This window comes from Jeongeupia wiesaeckerbachi, from assembly GCF_050916355.1.
GTDB lineage: Bacteria > Pseudomonadota > Gammaproteobacteria > Burkholderiales > Chitinibacteraceae > Jeongeupia > Jeongeupia wiesaeckerbachi.
On sequence record NZ_CP136946.1, the window covers coordinates 1,179,578 to 1,199,773 of the forward strand.

At 59.7% G+C, this 20,196-nt stretch carries 13 protein-coding genes and 1 pseudogene; 11 read left to right on the forward strand and 3 right to left on the reverse strand.

The window, feature by feature from the left end:
- Positions 1-175 precede the first annotated feature (175 nt).
- From dnaA to R0382_RS05885, 8 genes are all read left to right on the forward strand, one after another.
- Complete coding sequence (gene dnaA, locus R0382_RS05850; protein ID WP_432723171.1) at positions 176-1,579, forward strand: chromosomal replication initiator protein DnaA; 1,404 nt, start codon at positions 176-178, stop codon at positions 1,577-1,579.
- An 83-nt stretch (positions 1,580-1,662) separates the two neighbouring features.
- Entirely contained in the window at positions 1,663-2,769 is a 1,107-nt protein-coding gene (gene dnaN / locus R0382_RS05855; protein ID WP_432723173.1) for a DNA polymerase III subunit beta, read from the forward strand.
- A 216-nt stretch (positions 2,770-2,985) separates the two neighbouring features.
- On the forward strand, positions 2,986-5,397 hold the full coding sequence (gene gyrB / locus R0382_RS05860) for a DNA topoisomerase (ATP-hydrolyzing) subunit B (RefSeq protein ID WP_432723175.1): 2,412 nt from the start codon (positions 2,986-2,988) through the stop codon (positions 5,395-5,397).
- A gap of 1,334 nt (positions 5,398-6,731) precedes the next feature.
- Positions 6,732-8,462 (forward strand): DUF6531 domain-containing protein, encoded by a 1,731-nt coding sequence (locus R0382_RS05865; RefSeq protein ID WP_432723176.1) that lies wholly within the window; start codon positions 6,732-6,734, stop codon positions 8,460-8,462.
- A gap of 35 nt (positions 8,463-8,497) precedes the next feature.
- Positions 8,498-11,083, forward strand: coding sequence for an RHS repeat-associated core domain-containing protein (locus tag R0382_RS05870; protein WP_432723178.1), 2,586 nt, complete (start codon positions 8,498-8,500; stop codon positions 11,081-11,083).
- Between the two features lie 150 nt (positions 11,084-11,233).
- Positions 11,234-11,461: a hypothetical protein gene (locus R0382_RS05875; protein WP_432723180.1), complete on the forward strand. Its 228-nt coding sequence runs from the start codon at positions 11,234-11,236 to the stop codon at positions 11,459-11,461.
- Positions 11,458-11,841, forward strand: coding sequence for a hypothetical protein (locus tag R0382_RS05880; protein ID WP_432723182.1), 384 nt, complete (start codon positions 11,458-11,460; stop codon positions 11,839-11,841). Before R0382_RS05875 ends, R0382_RS05880 begins: the two co-directional genes overlap by 4 nt.
- Before the next feature lie 275 nt (positions 11,842-12,116).
- On the forward strand, positions 12,117-13,526 hold the full coding sequence (locus tag R0382_RS05885) for a DUF2130 domain-containing protein (RefSeq protein ID WP_432723184.1): 1,410 nt from the start codon (positions 12,117-12,119) through the stop codon (positions 13,524-13,526).
- A gap of 142 nt (positions 13,527-13,668) precedes the next feature.
- On the opposite strand, the pseudogene R0382_RS05890 reads toward R0382_RS05885, so the two are convergent.
- Both R0382_RS05890 and R0382_RS05895 read right to left on the reverse strand, forming a co-directional pair.
- A pseudogene (locus R0382_RS05890) lies at positions 13,669-13,797 on the reverse strand (peptidylprolyl isomerase); the annotation flags it as partial.
- A gap of 188 nt (positions 13,798-13,985) precedes the next feature.
- A complete protein-coding gene (locus tag R0382_RS05895) occupies positions 13,986-16,190 on the reverse strand; it encodes an OsmC domain/YcaO domain-containing protein (RefSeq protein WP_432723186.1) in 2,205 nt (734 codons plus the stop codon).
- 465 nt (positions 16,191-16,655) lie between these two features.
- Between R0382_RS05895 and R0382_RS05900 the strand changes: the two genes are divergently transcribed.
- Entirely contained in the window at positions 16,656-17,276 is a 621-nt protein-coding gene (locus R0382_RS05900) for a hypothetical protein (RefSeq protein ID WP_432723188.1), read from the forward strand.
- Between the two features lie 35 nt (positions 17,277-17,311).
- Here R0382_RS05900 and R0382_RS05905 read toward each other — a convergent pair whose 3' ends face one another.
- Positions 17,312-17,575: a hypothetical protein gene (locus tag R0382_RS05905; protein ID WP_432723190.1), complete on the reverse strand. Its 264-nt coding sequence runs from the start codon at positions 17,573-17,575 to the stop codon at positions 17,312-17,314.
- Between the two features lie 320 nt (positions 17,576-17,895).
- Here R0382_RS05905 and R0382_RS05910 point away from each other — a divergent pair, with 320 nt between their 5' ends.
- Both R0382_RS05910 and malX read left to right on the forward strand, forming a co-directional pair.
- Positions 17,896-18,516: a helix-turn-helix transcriptional regulator gene (locus R0382_RS05910; RefSeq protein WP_432723192.1), complete on the forward strand. Its 621-nt coding sequence runs from the start codon at positions 17,896-17,898 to the stop codon at positions 18,514-18,516.
- An 84-nt stretch (positions 18,517-18,600) separates the two neighbouring features.
- Positions 18,601-20,193 (forward strand): maltose/glucose-specific PTS transporter subunit IIBC, encoded by a 1,593-nt coding sequence (gene malX, locus R0382_RS05915; RefSeq protein ID WP_432723193.1) that lies wholly within the window; start codon positions 18,601-18,603, stop codon positions 20,191-20,193.
- Positions 20,194-20,196 lie beyond the last annotated feature (3 nt).

Here is a 20,196-nt window from a genome sequence, read left to right on the forward strand (position 1 = left end):
GTCTTGTCAACCCTTTCGTCGGACGTGTCTGTGGGATACCTGTGGATAACTTTGCCGGCTCAGGGTAGAATTCAGCCAATCCACCACCATCCTGCCATCGGCTTCGCACCGGCTGCCCGCCTGAATTTGAGTTCCGGCGTGGCCTGCTATTGTCGCGAGGCTGGCCCCTGCTCCTATGTCTGCGCTCGAAAATTGCTGGGCCCACTGCCTGACCGAACTTGAAGGCCGCCTTGGCGCCGACCAGTTCCGCATCTGGATCCGCCCGCTAGTGGCCGAGCCCAAAGATGACGCGCTGCATCTGATCGTTCCGAACCAGATTTTCCTGCAGTTCATCCGCGATCGTTTCCTCGGCCTGATCGAGGAGGCCGCAGCCGGTTTCTGTGGCGGCGAAGCACCGACGATCTCGCTCAAGGTCGGCAGCGGCCCGCGCAAGGTGGCGCCAAGCCAGTCGTCCAGCATCGTGTCCGCCACGCCGGCGCAGCCGCGCCGTTCGAGCAGCAATCCGGCCAATCCGGCGCCGGCGCAACCGGTGATCGCCGCTGCCGCGGCCAATCATGAAACGACCCGGCTGAATCCGAACTTCACTTTCGAAACGCTGGTGACCGGCAAGGCCAACCAGCTGGCGCGCGCTGCGGCGCAGCAGGTGGCCGAGCATCCGGGTGAAAGCTACAACCCGCTGTTCGTTTACGGCGGCGTCGGCCTCGGCAAGACCCACTTGATCCAGTCGATCGGCAACCTGGTGCATCAGCGCAATCCGGCCGCGAAAATCCGCTACATCCACGCCGAGAAGTACGTGACCGACGTGGTCAAGGCCTATCAGCACAAGGCGTTCGACGAGTTCAAGCGTTACTACCATTCACTCGACCTGCTGCTGATCGACGACATCCAGTTCTTCGTCGGCAAGGACAAGACCCAGGAAGAATTCTTCTACCTGTTCAACGCGCTGGTCGAAGGCCACAAGCAGATCATCCTGACGTCGGACCGGATTCCGCGCGAGATCGAAGGCCTGCAGGAACGGCTGACGTCGCGCTTCTCCTGGGGCCTCACCGTCGCGATCGAGCCGCCCGAGCTGGAAATGCGCGTGGCGATCCTGATGAAGAAGGCCGAGCGCGAGAACTTCAAGCTCGATTCGACCGTGGCTTTCTTCGTTGCCAAGCACATCCGCTCCAACGTGCGCGAACTCGAAGGCGCGCTGAAGCGGGTGCTGGCGTACTCGCGCTTCACCAACCAGCCGCTGACGCTGGAAGCGGCCAAGGAAGCGCTGAAGGACATCCTCGCCGCCGGCAACCGGATGATTTCGGTCGAGAACATCCAGAAAACCGTCGCCGATTTCTACAAGATCAAGGTCGCCGACATGCACAGCAAGAAGCGCACGCGCGACATCGCCCGGCCGCGGCAGATCGCGATGACGCTGACCAAGGAGCTGACGCAGATGAGCCTGCCGGCCATCGGCGACGCCTTTGGCGGCCGCGATCACACCACGGTGCTGCATGCCTGCCGCACCATCGACGAGATGCGGCAGAACGATCAGGAACTCGGCCACCAGTACAGCGTGCTGCTGCAGATGCTGCGCAGCTGACACTGTGCCGGCATCAGAAGCCGCTGATTTAAGGTAAAATTCGGCGGTTCCACTTCAAACAATTTTCTCGCGGATGGGATGTCATGCAACTGTTGCAAGCTGAACGCGATGCGCTGCTCAAACCGCTCGCCACGGTCACCGGTATCGTCGAGCGTCGTCACACGCTGCCGATTTTGTCGAATGTGCTGATCCGCAAGGCGGGCGACGCGCTGTCGTTCACCGGCACCGATCTGGAAATCCAGATCGAAAGCAGCCAGCGCGACGGCTTTTCGGGCGACGATTTCGCCATTACCGTTTCGGCCAAGAAGTTCTCCGACATCCTGCGCGCGATTCCGGACAAGACCGTCGTCAGCCTTGAAGAGGCCGATGGCCGGCTGACGCTGAAGGCCGGCAAGAGCCGCTTTCAGCTGCAGACGCTGCCGGCGGCCGATTTCCCGACCCTCGCCGTCGACACCAATCTGAAGGCGACGCTGCGCATGCCGCAGGGCCAGCTGAAGGCGCTGCTCGGCCGCGTCCAGTACGCGATGGCGCATCAGGACATCCGCTATTATCTGAACGGCCTGTTTGTCGTCACCGAAGGCCCGCACCTGAAGCTGGTCGCGACCGACGGTCACCGCCTCGGCTTTGCGTCGACCGAACTGGCGGCCAGCTTCGACAAGAACGAAGTGATCCTGCCGCGCAAGACCATCCTCGAGCTGTACAAGCTGCTCGGCGACGTCGACGACGAAGTCGCGATCGACATCGCCGGCAACCAGGTCAAGTTCAGCTTCGGCAGCATCGTCATCCACTCCAAGGTCGTCGACGGCAAGTTCCCCGACTACAACCGGGTGATTCCGCAGAACAACGACAAGCTGCTGACCATCGACCGCACATCGCTGCTGTCGTCCCTGCAGCGCGCCGCCATCCTGTCGAACGAGAAATTCCGTGGCGTGCGTCTGGTGCTGACCGAGGGGCTGCTGAAGATCCTCTGCAACAACAACGAGCAGGAAGAGGCGCAGGAAGAAGTCGAAGTCGCCTATCAGGGCGCGCCGCTGGATATCGGCTTCAACATCCAGTACCTGCTCGACGTACTGACCAACCTCAGCGCCGAAACCTTGAACTTCAGCTTCGGCGACGTGAATTCGTCGGTGCTGGTGACGATTCCGGACAATGAGCACTTTAAATACATCGTCATGCCGATGCGTATTTAAAGCGACCGCATAAAAATGGCCCTGCTTGCCCACTCCTTGTCGCGCGGTACTCGCCCTCCTCACGGACATCCAGTCCGTTCCGGGGCTTGCGTGCCGTGCTTCGCGATTGCGCTGCGCATGACCACTTTTCTGCTTCGTACCAGCCACTGATCAACGGTGCTGGTTCGGGCCAGGGCGAACCTGGCCTTTTTGCATTTCAAGAGACACGACGACGACATGAGCGATCTTCCGAACGAGCAGAACAGCCAGGAATACGGCGCGGACAGCATCCGCATCCTCAAGGGCTTGGATGCGGTGCGCAAGCGCCCGGGCATGTATATCGGCGACACCCAGGACGGCACCGGTCTGCACCACATGGTGTTCGAAGTGCTCGACAACGCCATCGACGAAGCGCTGGCCGGCCACTGCGACACGATCAAGGTCGTCATCCATGCCGACAATTCGATCTCGGTCGAAGACAACGGCCGTGGCATTCCGACCGCGATCAAGGAAGACGACGAGTTCAAGCGCTCGGCCGCCGAAATCGTCATGACCGAGCTGCACGCCGGCGGCAAGTTCGACCAGAACAGCTACAAGGTCTCTGGTGGCCTGCACGGCGTCGGCGTCTCGGTCGTCAACGCCTTGTCCGACTGGCTGCGCTTGACCGTGCGCCGCGATGGCCATGTGCACGCGATGGAGTTCCGCCGTGGCGAACGCGTCGAGCCGCTGGCCATTACCGGCAATACCGACAAGCGCGGCACCGAGGTGCATTTCCTGGCCAGTGAGGAAACCTTCGGCGTCGTCGAGTTCCACTTCGAAATCCTCGCCAAGCGCATCCGCGAACTGTCCTTCCTCAACAACGGCGTCAACATCACGCTGATCGACCGCCGTCAGGGCAAGGAAGAAAACTTCAACTACACCGGCGGCGTCAGCGGTTTTGTTGAATACGTGAACCGCAACAAGTCGGTGCTGCATCCGCACATTTTTCACGCCATCGGCGAAAAAGACGGCATGACCGTCGAAGTGGCGATGCAGTGGAACGACTCCTATCAGGAATCGGTGCAGTGCTTCACCAACAACATTCCGCAGCGCGACGGCGGCAGCCATCTGACCGCGCTGCGCCAGGTGATGACGCGCACGCTGAACCAGTACATCGAGCAGGGCGAGTTCGCCAAGAAGGCCAAGGTCGAAACCAGCGGCGACGACATGCGCGAAGGGCTGACCTGCGTGCTGAGCGTGAAAATGCCCGACCCGAAATTCTCCAGCCAGACCAAGGACAAACTGGTGTCGAGCGAAATCGGCCCGGTGGTGTCCGAAGTCATCAGCCAGGCGCTGACCGACTTCATGCTCGAGAACCCGAACGACGCCAAGATCATCTGCAGCAAGATCGTCGATGCCGCGCGGGCACGTGATGCCGCGCGCAAGGCGCGCGAACTGACGCGCCGCAAGGGCATCCTCGACGGCATCGGCCTGCCGGGCAAGCTGGCCGATTGCCAGGAACGCGATCCGGCGCTGTCCGAACTCTATCTGGTCGAGGGCGATTCCGCCGGCGGCTCGGCCAAGCAGGGCCGTGACCGCAAGTTCCAGGCCATCCTGCCGCTGAAGGGCAAGATCCTCAACGTCGAGCGCGCGCGCTTCGACAAGATGCTCGGCAGCCAGGAAGTCGGCACGCTGATCACCGCGCTCGGCTGCGGCATCGGCAAGGACGAGTTCAACATCGACAAGCTGCGCTATCACCGCATCATCATCATGACCGACGCCGACGTCGACGGCTCGCACATCCGCACCCTGCTGCTGACCTTCTTCTATCGTCAGTTGCCCGAGCTGGTCGAGCGCGGCTACATCTACATCGCCCAGCCGCCGCTGTTCAAGCTCAAGCACGGCAAGAGCGAAACGTATCTGAAGGACGAGCAGGAGCTGAAACAGCACCTGCTGCGCGCGGCGCTGAAGGATGCCGAACTGCTGCCGGGCGAAGGCCGCCCGGGCATCGGCGGCGAAGCGCTCGAAGCATTGGCGAAGCAATACTTCGTCACCGAAGCGGTGATCGAACGCGAAAGCCGCTTCCTTGACCCGAGCATCCTGCAGGCGCTGCTGGCGATCGCGCCGATCACGCTGGGGTCCGAGGCCGAAGCGCAGGATGGTGCCGCCCGGCTGACCGCCGCCGTGGCGCATCCGGCATTCACGATCACTGCCGACGTGCTCGACGAAGGCAGGCAGCTGAAGATCGAACGCAAGCTGCACGGCGTGATCACCATGCAGTACATCGACGACGACTTCGTCCAGAGCGGCGACTACGCCCAGCTGAAGAAGACTGCCGCCGCGCTCGCCGGCCTGCTCGGCCCCGACGCGCAGGTGCGCCGTGGCGACAATTACCAGAAAGCGCCGACCTTCAAGCACGCGCTCGACTGGCTGATCGGCGAAGTGCGCCGCAACGTCTCGATCCAGCGTTACAAGGGTCTGGGCGAGATGAACCCCGAGCAGCTGTGGGAGACCACGATGGACGTCACCGTCCGCCGCCTGCTCAAGGTCAGCGTCGACGACGCGATCAGCGCCGATGAAATTTTCACCACGCTGATGGGCGACCAGGTCGAACCACGCCGGAACTTCATTGAACAGAACGCGCTGGTGGCGCGGAATATCGATATCTGATACCGCGGATATCGCCAGATTCTGGATTCGCCCCGGTTGTCCTGGATTCTGGCGTTGGCCAGTTCAGTTCAGTAACGAAAAGCCCCGTATGGGGCTTTTCGTTTTCCTGCGTGCAAAAACTGGTCGTAGATCGGCTGTATCGGCCATTTGAGATCGTTCTTTGCGGTACTGGATGGGCCGAGCAAATACCTACGTTTGGATACGTTGAAACTGTGTGTACTGATGATGCATTGGGAGCTGTTTTCCGCCATTGGGGCGTTATTCTCATGATCGATCGAAGCTCGGTGTGTTCGCAAGCCTTCACTTAGCTTGGCGAGTTGCCTAGTGTTTGGCTCTATATCGTAATCCGCAACTGCGAAGGTTGAAAAAACACGACCCAGTAAATGCTCATGGCTAGTGCCGCCAATCAACCCGAGATACTGAAGCACATCATTTCCCTCACGACATTTCGTGCCACAGGGTTAGCTTGATGCAGGGTCTATCAGCAGAAAATGTTTCTTGCAGGCAACATAAATTCTTTCTTTTTTAGAAAGTTTAGCGTTGCATATGAAAGCACCGATGTCTGCTTCGCGGACTACAAGCTCACTATTTTGCCGTTTATGCCATTGATATAACCGTAAGTCGGTTGATTTCAACCATTCTGAGCGATCTGGCTCGCTTGCTGTGTACGTATTTCTTTCTTTTTTGTTCAGTTTTTGTCAGTAGGATGTACGCATTTATTCGTGAGTGGAAAAAACTCCATGCGTTCAGTCTCCTCTGTCCTTGCTCCTCGGCCGTTGCTCAAAGCGCTGATAGTGGGCTTGTTCTGCGCCTACTCGGCTCCCAGCTTTGCATCCTCATGCGCCACTTTGGGTGGTGTGAGTTACTTCGGCATGGAAATGGTCGCGACCAAATCCTACGCGGACGGCACATTCGATTACGACATCAACAACTTGCAATGTTCAGGCTCGCAGATCGTCACGTGGTTGAACACCTCGGTATCCAGTCTGACCCCGGAAGCGGCGCTTCAGCAGAATGCTGCACTCAATATGAGCCGGGTCGTGCGGAACCAGTGCGGTTCGCATATTGTAGTGTTGCACAACAATTTCAAAGGTTCGCTGAATGATGGTTCACCGGCCGGTTCGATCGTGTTCAGCACGGCGAACTATCCACTGAACCGGACCTACTACGACGTTTTCAAGAATCGGCTGTCGGATGGCGCAGGAGCCATCATTCCGTGTGCTGTGCCAAAACCGCCTTGCCCTGGCGGCCTAGACGGCACCGATGGCGCCAACTGCGAACCGCCTCCGCAGGACAAGCCCGACTTCTGCCCTGTGCCATCCGCGGCCCCGGGTTTGGGCCAGCCCTCGGGCATTCCGGAACTGTGCGGCAATCCGATTTCGATCGGCCAGGGCAGCAAGGTCCAGTCCGAGATCGACTTGACTATTCCGGGCTCGCCGGCACTGACGCTGGTGCGCCGCTACAGCAGCGTGTCGCCGTTCACTACTATCGTGGCGACGCTGCGTGGCTTGGGCAATCGCTGGACCCACAATTTCGACCGCAGCGTGACACTGACGTCCAACCAGACCTTGTCGGTGGCGGTGCGCGGCGATGGCCGCATCCTGCACTTCAAGCCCAAAGCCGGCAGCACCACGCTGTGGGTTGGCGATGCCGACGTGACCGATGGTCTGGAGAAGACCACCGACGGCTGGCGTTATACCGATCCGCAGAAGGTGGTCGAGGTCTATGGCGCCAAGGGCAAGATCGTCAGCCGGACCTTCCCGAACGGCTATGCCCTCAACTACAGCTACGACAGTGATGACCGGGTGTCCAAGGTCACCGACTCGTTCAACCGCAGCCTGAGCTTTGCGTACAACAGCAAGAAGCTGCTGTCGTCAGTGTCCGACTCGGCCGGCCGGACCGTGAGCTACGAGTACACGACCGACGGCACGCTGACCAAGGTGAACTACCCGGACCAGACCAGCCGTGTCTACAACTACACCGACAAGATGATCGGACCGACCAAAGTGCCGGCGCTGCTGACCGAACTGATCGACGAAAGCGGCACGTCCTATGCCAAGTGGTCATACGACGACAAGGCCATGGCGATCAGCAGCGAGCACGCCGGCATCACCGACAAGTACGCCGTCGGCTACCAGGTGACCCAGGTCGGCTCGGTGTATCAGGTCAACACCGCGAACGTCACCAATCCGCTCGGCGCGGTCTCGCAGATCAGCCTGCAAGCCGTGCAGGGCCGTCAGCGCCCCAGCAGCGAACTGCGCCAGACCGACAACCTGACCCGGACCCAGAGCTTCGACGCCAACGGCAACCTCGGCAGCATCACCGACTTTGGTGGCCGCAACGCCACCTTCAGCTACGACACCACCCGCAACCTCGAAACCGGCCGCACCGAAGCTGCCGGCACGCCGCAGGCTCGGACCATCAGTACCGAATGGCACGCTACGTTCCGGCTGCCGACCAAGGTCACCGAACCGGGTCGGGTGACAACGTTCGAGTACGACACCAGCGGCAACCTGCTGAAAAAATCGGTGACTGCCGATGGCGCGACCCGCGTGTCGGGCTGGACCTACGGCAACTACGGCCTGGTGGCATCGGCGACCGATCCGGCCGGCAAGGTCACGAACTACAGCTACGACGCCCAGGGAAACCTGAGCACGCTGACCAACCCGCTGGGCCAGATCACCCGCTTCCCGCGCTATGACGCACTGGGCAACGTGCTGGAGATGGTCGAAGCCAACGGCCAGACCACTACCTTCGGTTACGACCTGCGCCAGCGATTGCTGAGCCGGACCGCGGCCGGCGAGACCACCAGCTTCAGCTATTTGCCGACCGGCTTGTTGAGTCAGGTGCGCTTTGCCGACAACCGCACGGTCAGCTACCGCTACGACCCGGCGCACCGGCTGATCGGCATCGACGACAGTCGCGGCAACCGCATCGATTACACCCTGGATGCAATGGGCAACCGGCTGCGCGAAGACCGCCAGGACCCTGCCGGCACGCTTGCAGCCAGTCTGCAGCAGGTCACGGCGCAGCAGAGCGCGCCGAACCAGGTCGCCAAGCCCTGAGCCATCACACCCATTACAAGCATTCGGGAACCGAGATGAAATCCACTTCATTGCATACGATGGCCGGGGCGTTTGCGCTGGCCGGTCTGGTCGCCACGCCGATCTTCAGTCAGGCTGCGGCCGTCGCCGCCTGGCAGGAAGGCGTGACCTATACCGCTGGCACGCTGGTCAGCTACAGCGGCAAAACCTACAAGGCACTGGTCACCCATACCGCTTATGTGGGTGCCAACTGGACACCACCGAGCACGCCGACCCTGTGGCAACCGGTGGCCGGCGTTCAGGCCTTGGCGGCCGAGTCGCCGACGCCGGCACCCACACCGGCACCAACGCCCACACCAGCCCCGACGCCAGCCCCGACGCCAGCGCCGACACCGGCGCCGACACCGGCGCCGACACCGGCGCCAACACCAGCGCCAACACCAGCGCCAACACCGGCACCGACGCCTGTACCCACACCGGCCCCGACGCCAGCGCCAAGCGTGCCCGCGCACGTCTCGACCGTCAGCCGCTTCTACAGCTACGACGCCTTGGGCCGGCTGGTACAGGAGATGGACAGCCAGGGCTTCCAGACCACCTACACCTATGATGCCAACGGCAACCGGCTGACCCGCAAGGACGCACTGGGCCGGACCACGGCGTACCAGTACGACGCTCTGAACCGCCTGGTGCAGATGACCGACCCGAACGGCGGCATCACCCAGTTCAGCTACGACGGTCGTGACAATCTGGTCTCGGTGAAGGACCCGGAAGGCTTTACCACCAGCTACACCTACAACGGCTTCGACGATCTGATCAAACAGGTCAGCCCGGATACCGGCACCACCCAGTACGCGGTGGATGCCAACGGTCGCACCCTTACCAAGACCGATGCCCGCAGCAAGAGCGCCCAGTACCAGTACGACGCCCTCGGCCGGGTGACCCGCGTCGACTACGGCGACGAAGTCCAGACCTTCACCTATGACACCGCCACCAACGGCGTCGGCCAGCTCGCCAGCTTCACCGACGGCGCTGGCCAGACCGGCTTCGGTTACGACGCCCAGGGTCGGGTCAGTCAGGTCCAGCGCAGCAACACCGGCGGCAGTGCGCAGATCATCGGCTACAGCTGGGGCGCCGCCAACCGGCTCAACCGCATCGTTTACCCGTCCGGCCTCAACGTCGACTACACGTGGCAGAACGGCGTCGTCACCAGCGTGCAGCTCAACGGCCAGCCGCTGCTGAGCCAGGTGCAATACAGCGCCGACGGTCGCATCGTCGGCTGGCAATGGGCCAACGGCCAGGCCCGCTACGCCAGCAGCGACTTCGCCGGCCGCCCCAGCACGCTCAGCCTCGCCGACCGGCAATGGCAGTACCGCTACGACAGTACCGGCAACCCGATCGGCATCGACGACAGCCAGACCCAGGCGGCCAGCCACAGCTTCGGCTACGACTCCCTCGACCGGCTGATCCAAGCCAGCATCGGCACCACCACCTACGGCTACAACTACGACAAGAACGGCAACCGCACCGTCGGCAGCACCGGCAGTGCCAATACCCAGTACAACCACGACCCGGCCAGCAACCGGCTGCTGAACACCACTGGCAGTAGCAACCAGACTTATCAGTACGACGCCAGCGGCAGCCGTACCAAGGACGCCAGCCTCACCCTGCGCTACAACAACGCCGGCCGGCTGATCCAGAGCCAGCTCGGTACCATCGTCACCGACTACGGCTACAACGTCCTCGGCCAGCGGGTCGGCAAGACCACCGGCGCCCAGCTCACCCAGTTCGCCTACGACCTCGAAGGCCGGCTGCTCGGCGAATACAGCGGCAGCGGCACGCTGCAACAGGAAACCGTCTGGCTCGGCGACACCCCGATCGCCTCGACCCGCCCCGGCGTCGACGCCCAGCATCCGACCGTCTACTACGTCTGGGCCGACCACCTGAACACCCCGCGCCAGCTCTCCGAGCCCACCAGCCAGAAAGTCGTCTGGCGCTGGCAACAGGTCGAACCGTTCGGCAACAGCCTGGCCGAACAGGACCCGGACGGCGACGGCCAGCAAGTGGTGTACAACCTGCGCTTCCCGGGCCAGTATTACGATCAGGAAACCGGCCGGCACTACAACTACTTCCGGGATTACGATCCGGCGACGGGGCGGTATATCGAGAGTGATCCGATTGGGCTCAGAGGTGGGATCAATACGTTTGCATATGCGTACAGCAGTCCATCATATTTTCACGATGCTCTTGGTTTGTATCCAAAGGGTGCAGCTAGTGGTGTCTTGAATGGAGTAAAGCAAGGGTTCGGATACATTGGCGATGGGATGGGCGGTGCATCCGATTTCAAGAATAATTATGGCGACATGCGCGATGCTAACACTATAGGTGCTGATAAATATTTTCATTGCAAAGCAAACTGCGAAGCCACGAAAAGAGGGCAAGGCGGTCAAGATGCAGCTATTTGTATTAGTGATGCTCGGGAATGGTTTGATCAGCACTGGCCAAAGAATGACCCTGCCTCTGCTTCAGCAGATGACCAGATTGCTAACCATCATGGTCGAAATGGCGCGAATATCAAACCAGCAACTAGTTGCAGCGAGATATGTGCTCCATTTAGGCCTAGGGGTCTTTCCGATAAATACTGATGGGGGCTGTTTTGAGAATGCTAATTCTTGGAGTGGTTATTCTTATAACTGCATGTAACTTTGTCGCTACGGATAAGTGTTTAGACCGTGGTGGTCGTTGGGATAAGGAGAGCCAGTCATGTGACTTTGGAAATGCAAGCGCTCCTTTAAATGGAAGATAAGTGGACTAGTTGGGTGAATGTAGTGATGCCCAAGTTTTCTTCTTGCGAATATCAATCACGCCCGTCCTGCGCGGGCGTTTTGATTGGCGAAAGACATCCGGGATTTGCAGGAAGTATTGATATTGGTGATGGATGGTTTGGAAATAAAAAAGCAGATCGTGTGTTGGATTATATTTTGAAGGACCCTGACGGAAAAGTTACGGCAACTGTTAAATGATCAATAAAGAAATTTGGCTGGGTGCCTGTGTAGTAGCAAGTACTTGGATCGGAGGTATTATTTTGACAAGGCTTGCTACGGCTGGTACCAGTGGGTCTGAAGCATATGCCATATTGGCGGGGTGGTGCTTGGTTATGTACGTCTCAGCCAAGTTCTCAATTTCACCAAGATCTGCTATGCCTTTAGTACTTATTTATCTAGTATTTTATGCTGGATTCACATTGATGGGGATTGAGGTTTTTTACCGTCAACATCAAAGCATGGAGGCTATAGCTGTTGCAGGTGTAGGTATTTTTCAGGCGTTGATTTTTATCAGCCCAATTCTTCTTAATCATTGGGTCGATAGGCTGTTTGTGTGGATAAAAAAGAGATATCCTTAGTTGGCGAGAGCGCCTCGACCATCGGTTACGGCATGTCATAACGGTGTCGGCCGCAGGTGTATGCTCAAAATTCAGTTGAGATATGCCTGCGTCGTATCGTAACTGGACTTTGTGGCGTTGCTAGAAAACTCGCGTGCAAGCTGAAAGATGTATGAGCGAGGATTATCTGTGAATGTGGGACGTCTTCGCCGGGTTCGTCCGATTTTCGTCTGGTAAGTTACTGATTTGCCGTGACCCAAATCCACGAATGAATGGGATCCTACAGGAGGGTAGACATGCACGACATCAATTGTCCGCATTGCGGCAAGGCGTTCAAGATTGACGAAGCCGGGTATGCAAATATTCTGAAGCAGGTGCGCGACAGCGAGTTTGAGCAGCAACTGCACGAGCGGCTGGAATTGGCCGAGCAAGAAAAGCAAAGCGCGATCGAACTGGCGACAAGCAGGGTCACCAGTGATTTACAGAAAGAAGCCACAGCTAAAGAGATCGAAATCCAGCAGTTGAAAGCCAAACTCGAGGCCGGTGATGTCTCGCGGAAGTTGGCTGTGACCGAAGCGCTGAGTGTCGTGGAAAAAGAGCGAGATGCATTGGCGAATGAACTGGCTCAAGCAAAGCAAAACAAGGAGGCCGCAGCCAGCTTGGCCGAAGCGAAGCTGCTGGGTGAATTGCAGAAGGCCGCAGCTACAAAAGATGCAGAAGTCCAGGGCTTAAAGGCCCAGCTCGAAGCGATCGGCATGGCGCAAAAGCTGGCCATTAGCGAGGCAGTGAATGCGGTCGAGAAGGAACGTGATGAGCTCAAGAGCAACTTGGGGCGGGCTGAACTTGAGAAGCAGCTTGCCGAAAAGTCGCTCAAGGACAAGTACGAGACGCAGATCAAGGATCGCGACGATGCGATTGAGCGCCTTCGGGACATGAAGGCTCGTTTGTCGACCAAGATGGTGGGCGAAACGCTGGAACAGCATTGCGAGACCGAGTTTAACCGCATTCGAGCGACGGCTTTCCCTCGAGCCTATTTCGAGAAGGATAATGACGCGCGAACGGGTAGCAAGGGCGATTACATCTTCCGTGACTGTGACGAGGCTGGCACAGAGATTGTGTCGATCATGTTCGAGATGAAAAACGAGAGCGATCGCACCGCGACGAAAGGCCGTAACGAAGACTTCCTGAAAGAGCTGGATAAGGATCGTACCGAGAAGGGGTGTGAGTACGCCGTTCTAGTCTCTTTGCTGGAGCCTGATAGTGAGCTCTACAACACAGGGATCGTCGATGTATTTCATCGCTACCCCAAAATGTACGTGGTGCGGCCACAGTTCTTCATTCCTATCATCACCTTGCTTCGGAATGCGGCGATGAACTCCCTGCAGTACAAGTCCGAGCTGGCGCTGGTGAAGGCGCAGAACATTGACATTACGAATTTCGAAAACGAGCTGGAGTCTTTCAAAGGCGCGTTCGCGAAGAACTATGACCTAGCGTCCAGGCGTTTCGAAACAGCGATCATAGAAATCGACAAATCGATTGATCACCTCCAGAAGACGAAAGAGGCTTTGCTCGGCGCTGACCGCAATCTGCGTCTTGCAAATGATAAGGCTCAAGATGTGACAATCAAAAAGCTGACTCGTGGCAATCCGACGATGGCGGAGAAATTTTCCGAGCTCAAGAATCAAGGCCCCTCAGGTGCGGGGTAAATCTGCCAATCACGACGAAGTGCTTGGCTCTGCCGCTCGACGTAGCCCATGTTTGAGTCGCACCGGGCTTTGAAGTCCAACTACGTCAGCCAAAAAAAGCCCTCCGTAATCGGAGGGCTTTTTTGCGGGCGTGGCTGCGGACTCAGTGATGATGCCCGTGCTCGCCATGCACATGCTGGTGGGCGATTTCCTCGGCGCTGGCTTCGCGCACGCTCAGCACCTTGATGCCGAAACGCATGGCCTTGCCGCACAGCGGGTGGTTGCCGTCGAGCAGTACGACCGGGCCTTTGATCTTGGTGACGAAGGGTAACGGCGGTGTTCTTGGTGATCTTCATAAGGCGATACAGGCTGAATGGAAGGCCGAAAGGGTCGCTCTTCCGCATGGGGGTGTCAACCCGCTGCGACGTGGCGCACCGGAGGCGTTGCGGGCCCGGATGACCCGCAACGGCCTGGATGCGCCTAGCGGCTCGCCGCCGCTGCCCTGGCTCGTGCCAGGTGCAGTTTCCGGTAGCTGTCGATCAGCCGCTGGTGCCGGTCCAGCCCCTCCAGTTTCATGCTCGTTGGCGTCAAGCCATAGAAGCGCTCGCTGCCATCCACCGAGCCCAGCACCGCGTCCATGCGCGGGTTGCCGAACATCCGCCGGAAGTTGGCTTCGTAATCGGCCAGTTCCAGTTCGTCATCCAGCAGCACCTCCAGCACCACGTTCAGCGCCTGATAGAACAGGCCGCGCTCAAGCGTGTTGTCGTTGTACTGCAGGAAGGCGCCGACCAGATCGTGTGCGGTCTCGAATTGCTGCAGGGCGAGATGGATCAGCAGCTTCAATTCCAGCAGGGTGAGCTGGCCCCAGACGGTATTCTCGTCGAATTCGATGCCGATCACCGTGGCGATATCGGTGTATTCATCGGTGTCGCAGTTTTCCAGACGATCCAGCAATGCTTCCAGCGCGGCATCGTCCAGGCTGTGCAGGTTCAGGATATCGGCGCGCAGCGGCAGTGCCTTGTTGGTGTTGTCCCAGACCAGATCGTCGATTGGATAGATTTCCGAATAACCCGGCACCAGAATGCGGCAGGCTGTGGCGCCCAATTGATCGTACACCGCCATGTACGCCTCTTTGCCCATGTCTGCGAGAATGCCGAACAAGGTTGCGGCCTCGTCGGCGTTGGAATTTTCGCCGTGGCCAGAGAAGTCCCATTCGACGAAATCGTAATTCGCCTTGGCGCTGAAAAAGCGCCACGACACGATGCCGCTGGAATCAATGAAGTGTTCGACGAAGTTGTTCGGTTCGGTCACGGCGTGGCTTTCGAACGTCGGCCGCGGCAGATCGTTCAGGCCTTCAAAACTGCGACCCTGCAGCAATTCGGTCAGGCTGCGTTCCAGCGCCACCTCGAAGCTCGGGTGTGCGCCGAACGAAGCAAATACGCCGCCGGTACGCGGGTTCATCAGCGTCACGCACATGACCGGGTAGACCCCGCCCAGCGATGCATCCTTCACCAGCACCGGAAAGCCTTGCTCTTCCAGGCCCTGAATCCCGGCCAGAATGCCGGGGTATTTCGCCAGCACCTCGTGCGGCACATCCGGCAGGGAGATTTCACCTTCAAGGATTTCGCGTTTGACCGCCCGCTCGAAGATTTCCGACAGGCATTGCACCTGCGCTTCGGCCAGCGTATTGCCGGCGCTCATGCCATTGCTGACATACAGGTTTTCGACCAGATTGGACGGGAAATACACCACTTCGCCGTCCGACTGGCGCACATACGGCAGCGAACAGATGCCGCGTTCCGTATTGCCGGAGTTGGTGTCGTACAGGTGCGAGCCGAGCAATTCGCCATCGGGGTTGTAGATGGGCAGACAGTAGTCGTCGAGAATGTCAGCCGGCAGCGCATCGTCCGGGCCGGGCTGGAACCAGCGCTCGTTCGGGTAATGGACGAACGCGGCGTTGGCAATGTCTTCGCCCCAGAAGCTGCCGGCGTAGAAATGGTTGTTACTGAGCCGTTCGATATACTCGCCCAAGGCCGAGGCCAAGGCGCTTTCCTTGGTCGAGCCCTTGCCATTGGTAAAACACATCGGCGAGTGCGCATCGCGGATATGCAGCGACCAGACATTGGGCACGATATTGCGCCACGAAGCGATTTCGATCTTGATGCCCAGATTCGCCAGCACGCCCGACATATTGGCGATGGTCTGTTCCAGCGGCAGATCCTTGCCGGCAATATAGGTGCTCGCTTCAGCATCCGGATTCAGCGTCAGCAAGGCCTGAGCATCCGCGTCCAGATTGGCGACCTCTTCAATCACGAATTCGGGCCCGGCCTGCACGACCTTTTTCACCGTACAGCGTTCGATGGAACGCAAAATACCCTGGCGATCCTTGGCGGAGATGTCTTCCGGCAATTCGACCTGAATCTTGAAAATCTGCTGGTAGCGGTTTTCCGGGTCGACGATATTGTTTTGCGACAGGCGGATATTCTCGGTCGGAATATTGCGGGTATTGCAATACAACTTCACGAAGTAGGCCGCACACAAAGCCGACGAGGCCAGAAAGTAATCGAACGGACCCGGCGCCGAGCCATCGCCCTTATAGCGGATAGGCTGGTCGGCGATCACCGTGAAGTCATCGAACTTGGCTTCAAGACGAAGCTTGTCGAGAAAGTTGACCTTAATTTCCATGGCAGAATTCCAGAATAGTGCGCTAAATGATTTGGCCATGATTATCCGGGTTTTTCCGGCCGTCATCCCGTACTTCTCAGCAATGGCTGCCGACCGGCCCCTCGCCGCCGCTCTGCAGCAAGCCAGGCTGGCGCTCGAACACACCGATCGACCGGCACCGATTGATGAACAAGCCATGCGTGCTGCCGGGGCTGGCCGGCAAGGGGGCGGGCGACGTCGGGCCGGACATCGGCTGCAGCGCCGGCGCAGATTCAGACTGACCTGAAACCAGGGCAGCGTGCTGCCGACGGCTAGGGCAAGGCGCCTGCGCGACGGTCGGGAGCCGCAGCGTGCGAAATCGGGAAGGCGTGGATCCGCCGGGCTAGGGGGCGAGGTGTTTCGCGAATGCCGCAATGGCGCGCGCTGTGCGCGGCCCGCGTGCGTATCAACATTACAATGTATGCAAATTGACTGTTGAGGTATGCGATGCCCTTGTCCCCCGCGGATTCCGAAGAAGCAAAAGGTGGCAGTGTCTGGATCAGTTCCCACACCGCCGGCTCGATTTATCAGCTCTTGCTGACCGACCAGAACCATTTCACCGGCAAGTACTGCTGCATCATCAACGATATCCGCAAGCTGTACCGCCTCGGCGCGCTGGCTACGCTAAACGAGACGCAGGGCGGCGCGCTGGTGTTCAAGGGCGGCCACGTCGAGGTTGCCGACCGGAAGATGTTCTACACCTTCTGGAAGGCGCTGGTGGAGAACGGCGACGTCAAGGGCGGGTCGCGCCAGGGCGTGTCGTCGCACCAGAGCGATGATCACCAGTATGAAATCCTGTTTCCGAACCGCTGGGGCAACCTGCTGTTCGGCACCCGCAACGGTGGTACCTGGTTCCAGACCGAGGCGTATGGATTTACCGATACCGGCTGGAACGGCGCCAAGGACACGATCGGCCACGCCAGCACCACGGTGCAGCACTATGCAACCAAATGGACGCCGAAAGTGGCGACCCGGCAGGTCGGCACCTGCGGTTATTCGACCTACACCGAGAAGGAAGGCACCCAGCTCAGGGTGCCCTATGGCCTGTGTCCGAACGAGCCGGACTGAGATCGCCGCCGCGCTGACGATCCCGGTCGGCGGACTTACTTGGTGACGGCCTTGACCGCCTTGGTCGCGGGCTTGCCGTCGTCGAGCTTCTTCTCGACCGGGCCCTTGCCCTCGACACCGGCCGCTTTCTTGGCCGAATCGCCAGCGGTTTCCTTGACGTCGCAGCGCCCGCCGACGCCGACGGTCGCCTTGGCGGCCGCGCTTTTGGCGGCTTTCTCGGCGGTGCAGTCCGGATTGACCACGCCGGCAAAGGCCTGGCTGGCCAGCAGGGTCAGGGCGATCGCGATCAGTTTTTTCATTTCGGCATCCTCTTCAGTGGCCCACTCGGGCATGCGGCGATTGCAGCATCGTCGCTGCTGAATCGCAAGCCGATATTCACCCCTGCCGACCGTCCGTCGCCGCTGGCTGATCGACCGGTGCGCTCACTGCCGACGTCGATTGGGGCGTGACCATCACGTAATCCGCCCCCTTCTTGCACTCCGCAACCCTTCAGTCCCCGTTTTTTGCCGTGCTTTCGCGGGAAATATGCGCACTAAATAAGTATTTGCTGTTTTGTTGTTTTTTGCATGTAAATTAATTATTATCAAGATAATATTTTTTTACTTGCACTGAGCCGCGCATGTACGTCACCCATAACATCGTTCAGCTGGCCGAGTTTCTTGCCGCGGTTCTCGGCGATCACACCGAGGTCGTCGTCCACGATCTGACCGATCTGTCGTGCTCGGTCATCGCGATCTTCAATGGCCATATCACCCGGCGCAGCGTTGGCGCTGCGGCGACCGACCTGGGTCTGCGGCTGATGCGCGAGTGTCTGGGGCGGCAGGAGGCGCCGTTCCGCGTCAATTACGCCGGCAAGACCATCGACGGTCGCACCTTGCGCTCGTCGTCGATGGTGCTGCGCGATGCCCAAGGCCAGCCGGCGGCGATGCTGTGCATCAATTCGGACGACAGCCGCTTCGATGTGGCGATGGCGGCGCTGCGGGCCTTGATGCCGGTACGCGAGCAGGGCGCGTTCGAAGCGCTGTCGATGTCGTCAATCGAACAGGTCGGTGAGCAGATTCTCGCCGATGTACTGGCGCCGTACCCGGTCGACCCGGCGACGATGAGTCAGGACGAAAAGAAGGCGGTGGTGCAGCAGCTCGATCAGAGCGGCCTCTTTATGGTGAAGGGCTTCGTCGCCCGCACCGCCGGCATTCTCGGGGTGTCCGAACCGACCGTGTATCGCTATCTGAAGGATTGAGCGGTCCGATTTCATTGCGCACACGCGCTGCACTTCCAACGGGGTCAATCGAACCCCGCGTTTTTACGGACTGAGGAGAGAGTCATGTTTTCCCGGCTGAGCAAGCTTATACCGTGGACGTTTTTTCAAAGCCTGGGCAAGACCTTCATGTTGCCGGTCGCCTTGCTGTCGTTCTGCGGCATCATGATGGGCATCGGCAGCTCGCTGAGCAGCCACGATGTGCTGCGGCTACTGCCGTTTCTGGACGTCACGCCGCTGCAGCTGCTGTTTACCTGGATGAGCAAGATCGGCTCCTTCGGTTTCAGCTTCCTGCCGGTGATGTTCTGTCTGGCGATTCCGCTGGGGCTGGCGAGCAATAACAAGGGTGTGGCCGCCTTCGCCGGTTTTGTCGGCTATTGCGTGTTCAACCTGGCGATCAACTTCTACTTCACCGCCGCCGGCATCCTGCCGTCGACTGATCCTGCGGTGCTGAAGGCCCACGATATCCGCAGCGTGCTGGGCATCCAGGCCGTCGACACCGGCGTGCTCGGTTCGGTGCTGGTCGGCACCGTCGTCTATTGGCTGCATGAGAAGTTTCAGGGCACCAAGCTGCCCGACGCGTTTTCGTTCTTCGGCGGCGTGCGTTTCGTGCCCATTGTTACCACGCTGGCCACCGGCGCGCTTGGCCTCTTGGTGCCGTTGGTGTGGCCGTGGTTCGCCTCGGGCATCAATGGCCTGGGCAATGCGATCCAGGATGCCGGCATGTGGGGGCCGATGCTGTTCGGCACCGGCGAGCGCTTGCTGCTGCCGTTCGGTCTGCATCACATCCTTGTTGCGCTGATCCGCTTCACCGAAGCCGGCGGCACCGAAATCGTCTGCGGCCAGCCGGTCAGCGGCGCGCTGACGATTTTCCAGGCCCAGCTGTCGTGCGTGAGCACCTCGGGCTTCTCGGAAAGCGCAACGCAGTTCCTGTCGCAAGGCAAGATGCCGGCCTTCCTCGGCGGCCTGCCCGGCGCGGCGCTGGCGATGTACCACTGCGCGCGGCCGGAAAACCGCGCCAGGATCAAGGGCCTGCTGATTTCCGGCGTCGTCGCCTGCATTGTCAGCGGCACGACCGAGCCGCTGGAATTCCTCTTCCTCTTTGTCGCGCCCTTCCTCTACGTGCTGCACGCGGTGCTGACCGGGCTGGGCTTCATGGTCATGTCGCTGTTGGGCGTCACGATCGGCAATACCGACGGCAATGTGATCGACTTCGTCGTCTTCGGCATCCTGCACGGCACGGCCACGCGCTGGTATCTGGTGCCGCTGGTTTGTGCGGTGTGGTTTGGCGCCTACTATGCGATCTTCCGCGTGCTGATCACGCGCTTCAATATCCAGACGCCGGGGCGAGAGCCGGAAAACGAGGCGAGCGCTGAGCTGGTCGCGGCGGCCTCGACCGCAACGACGGCGCAATCGGGTTACAACGCGACGGCGATGCTGGCGGCGCTGGGCGGCAAGGGCAATATCCTCGCGCTCGACAACTGCCTGACCCGGCTGCGACTGTCGGTCAAGGACACCGCGCTGATCGATGACGCGGTGCTCAAGGCACACCGCGCGCTTGGCGTCATCCGTCTGGATGCGCACACGGTGCAGGTCATCATCGGCACGCAGGTGCAGTCGGTGAAAGATGATCTGGATCTGATGATGACGAAGGCGTGAGGC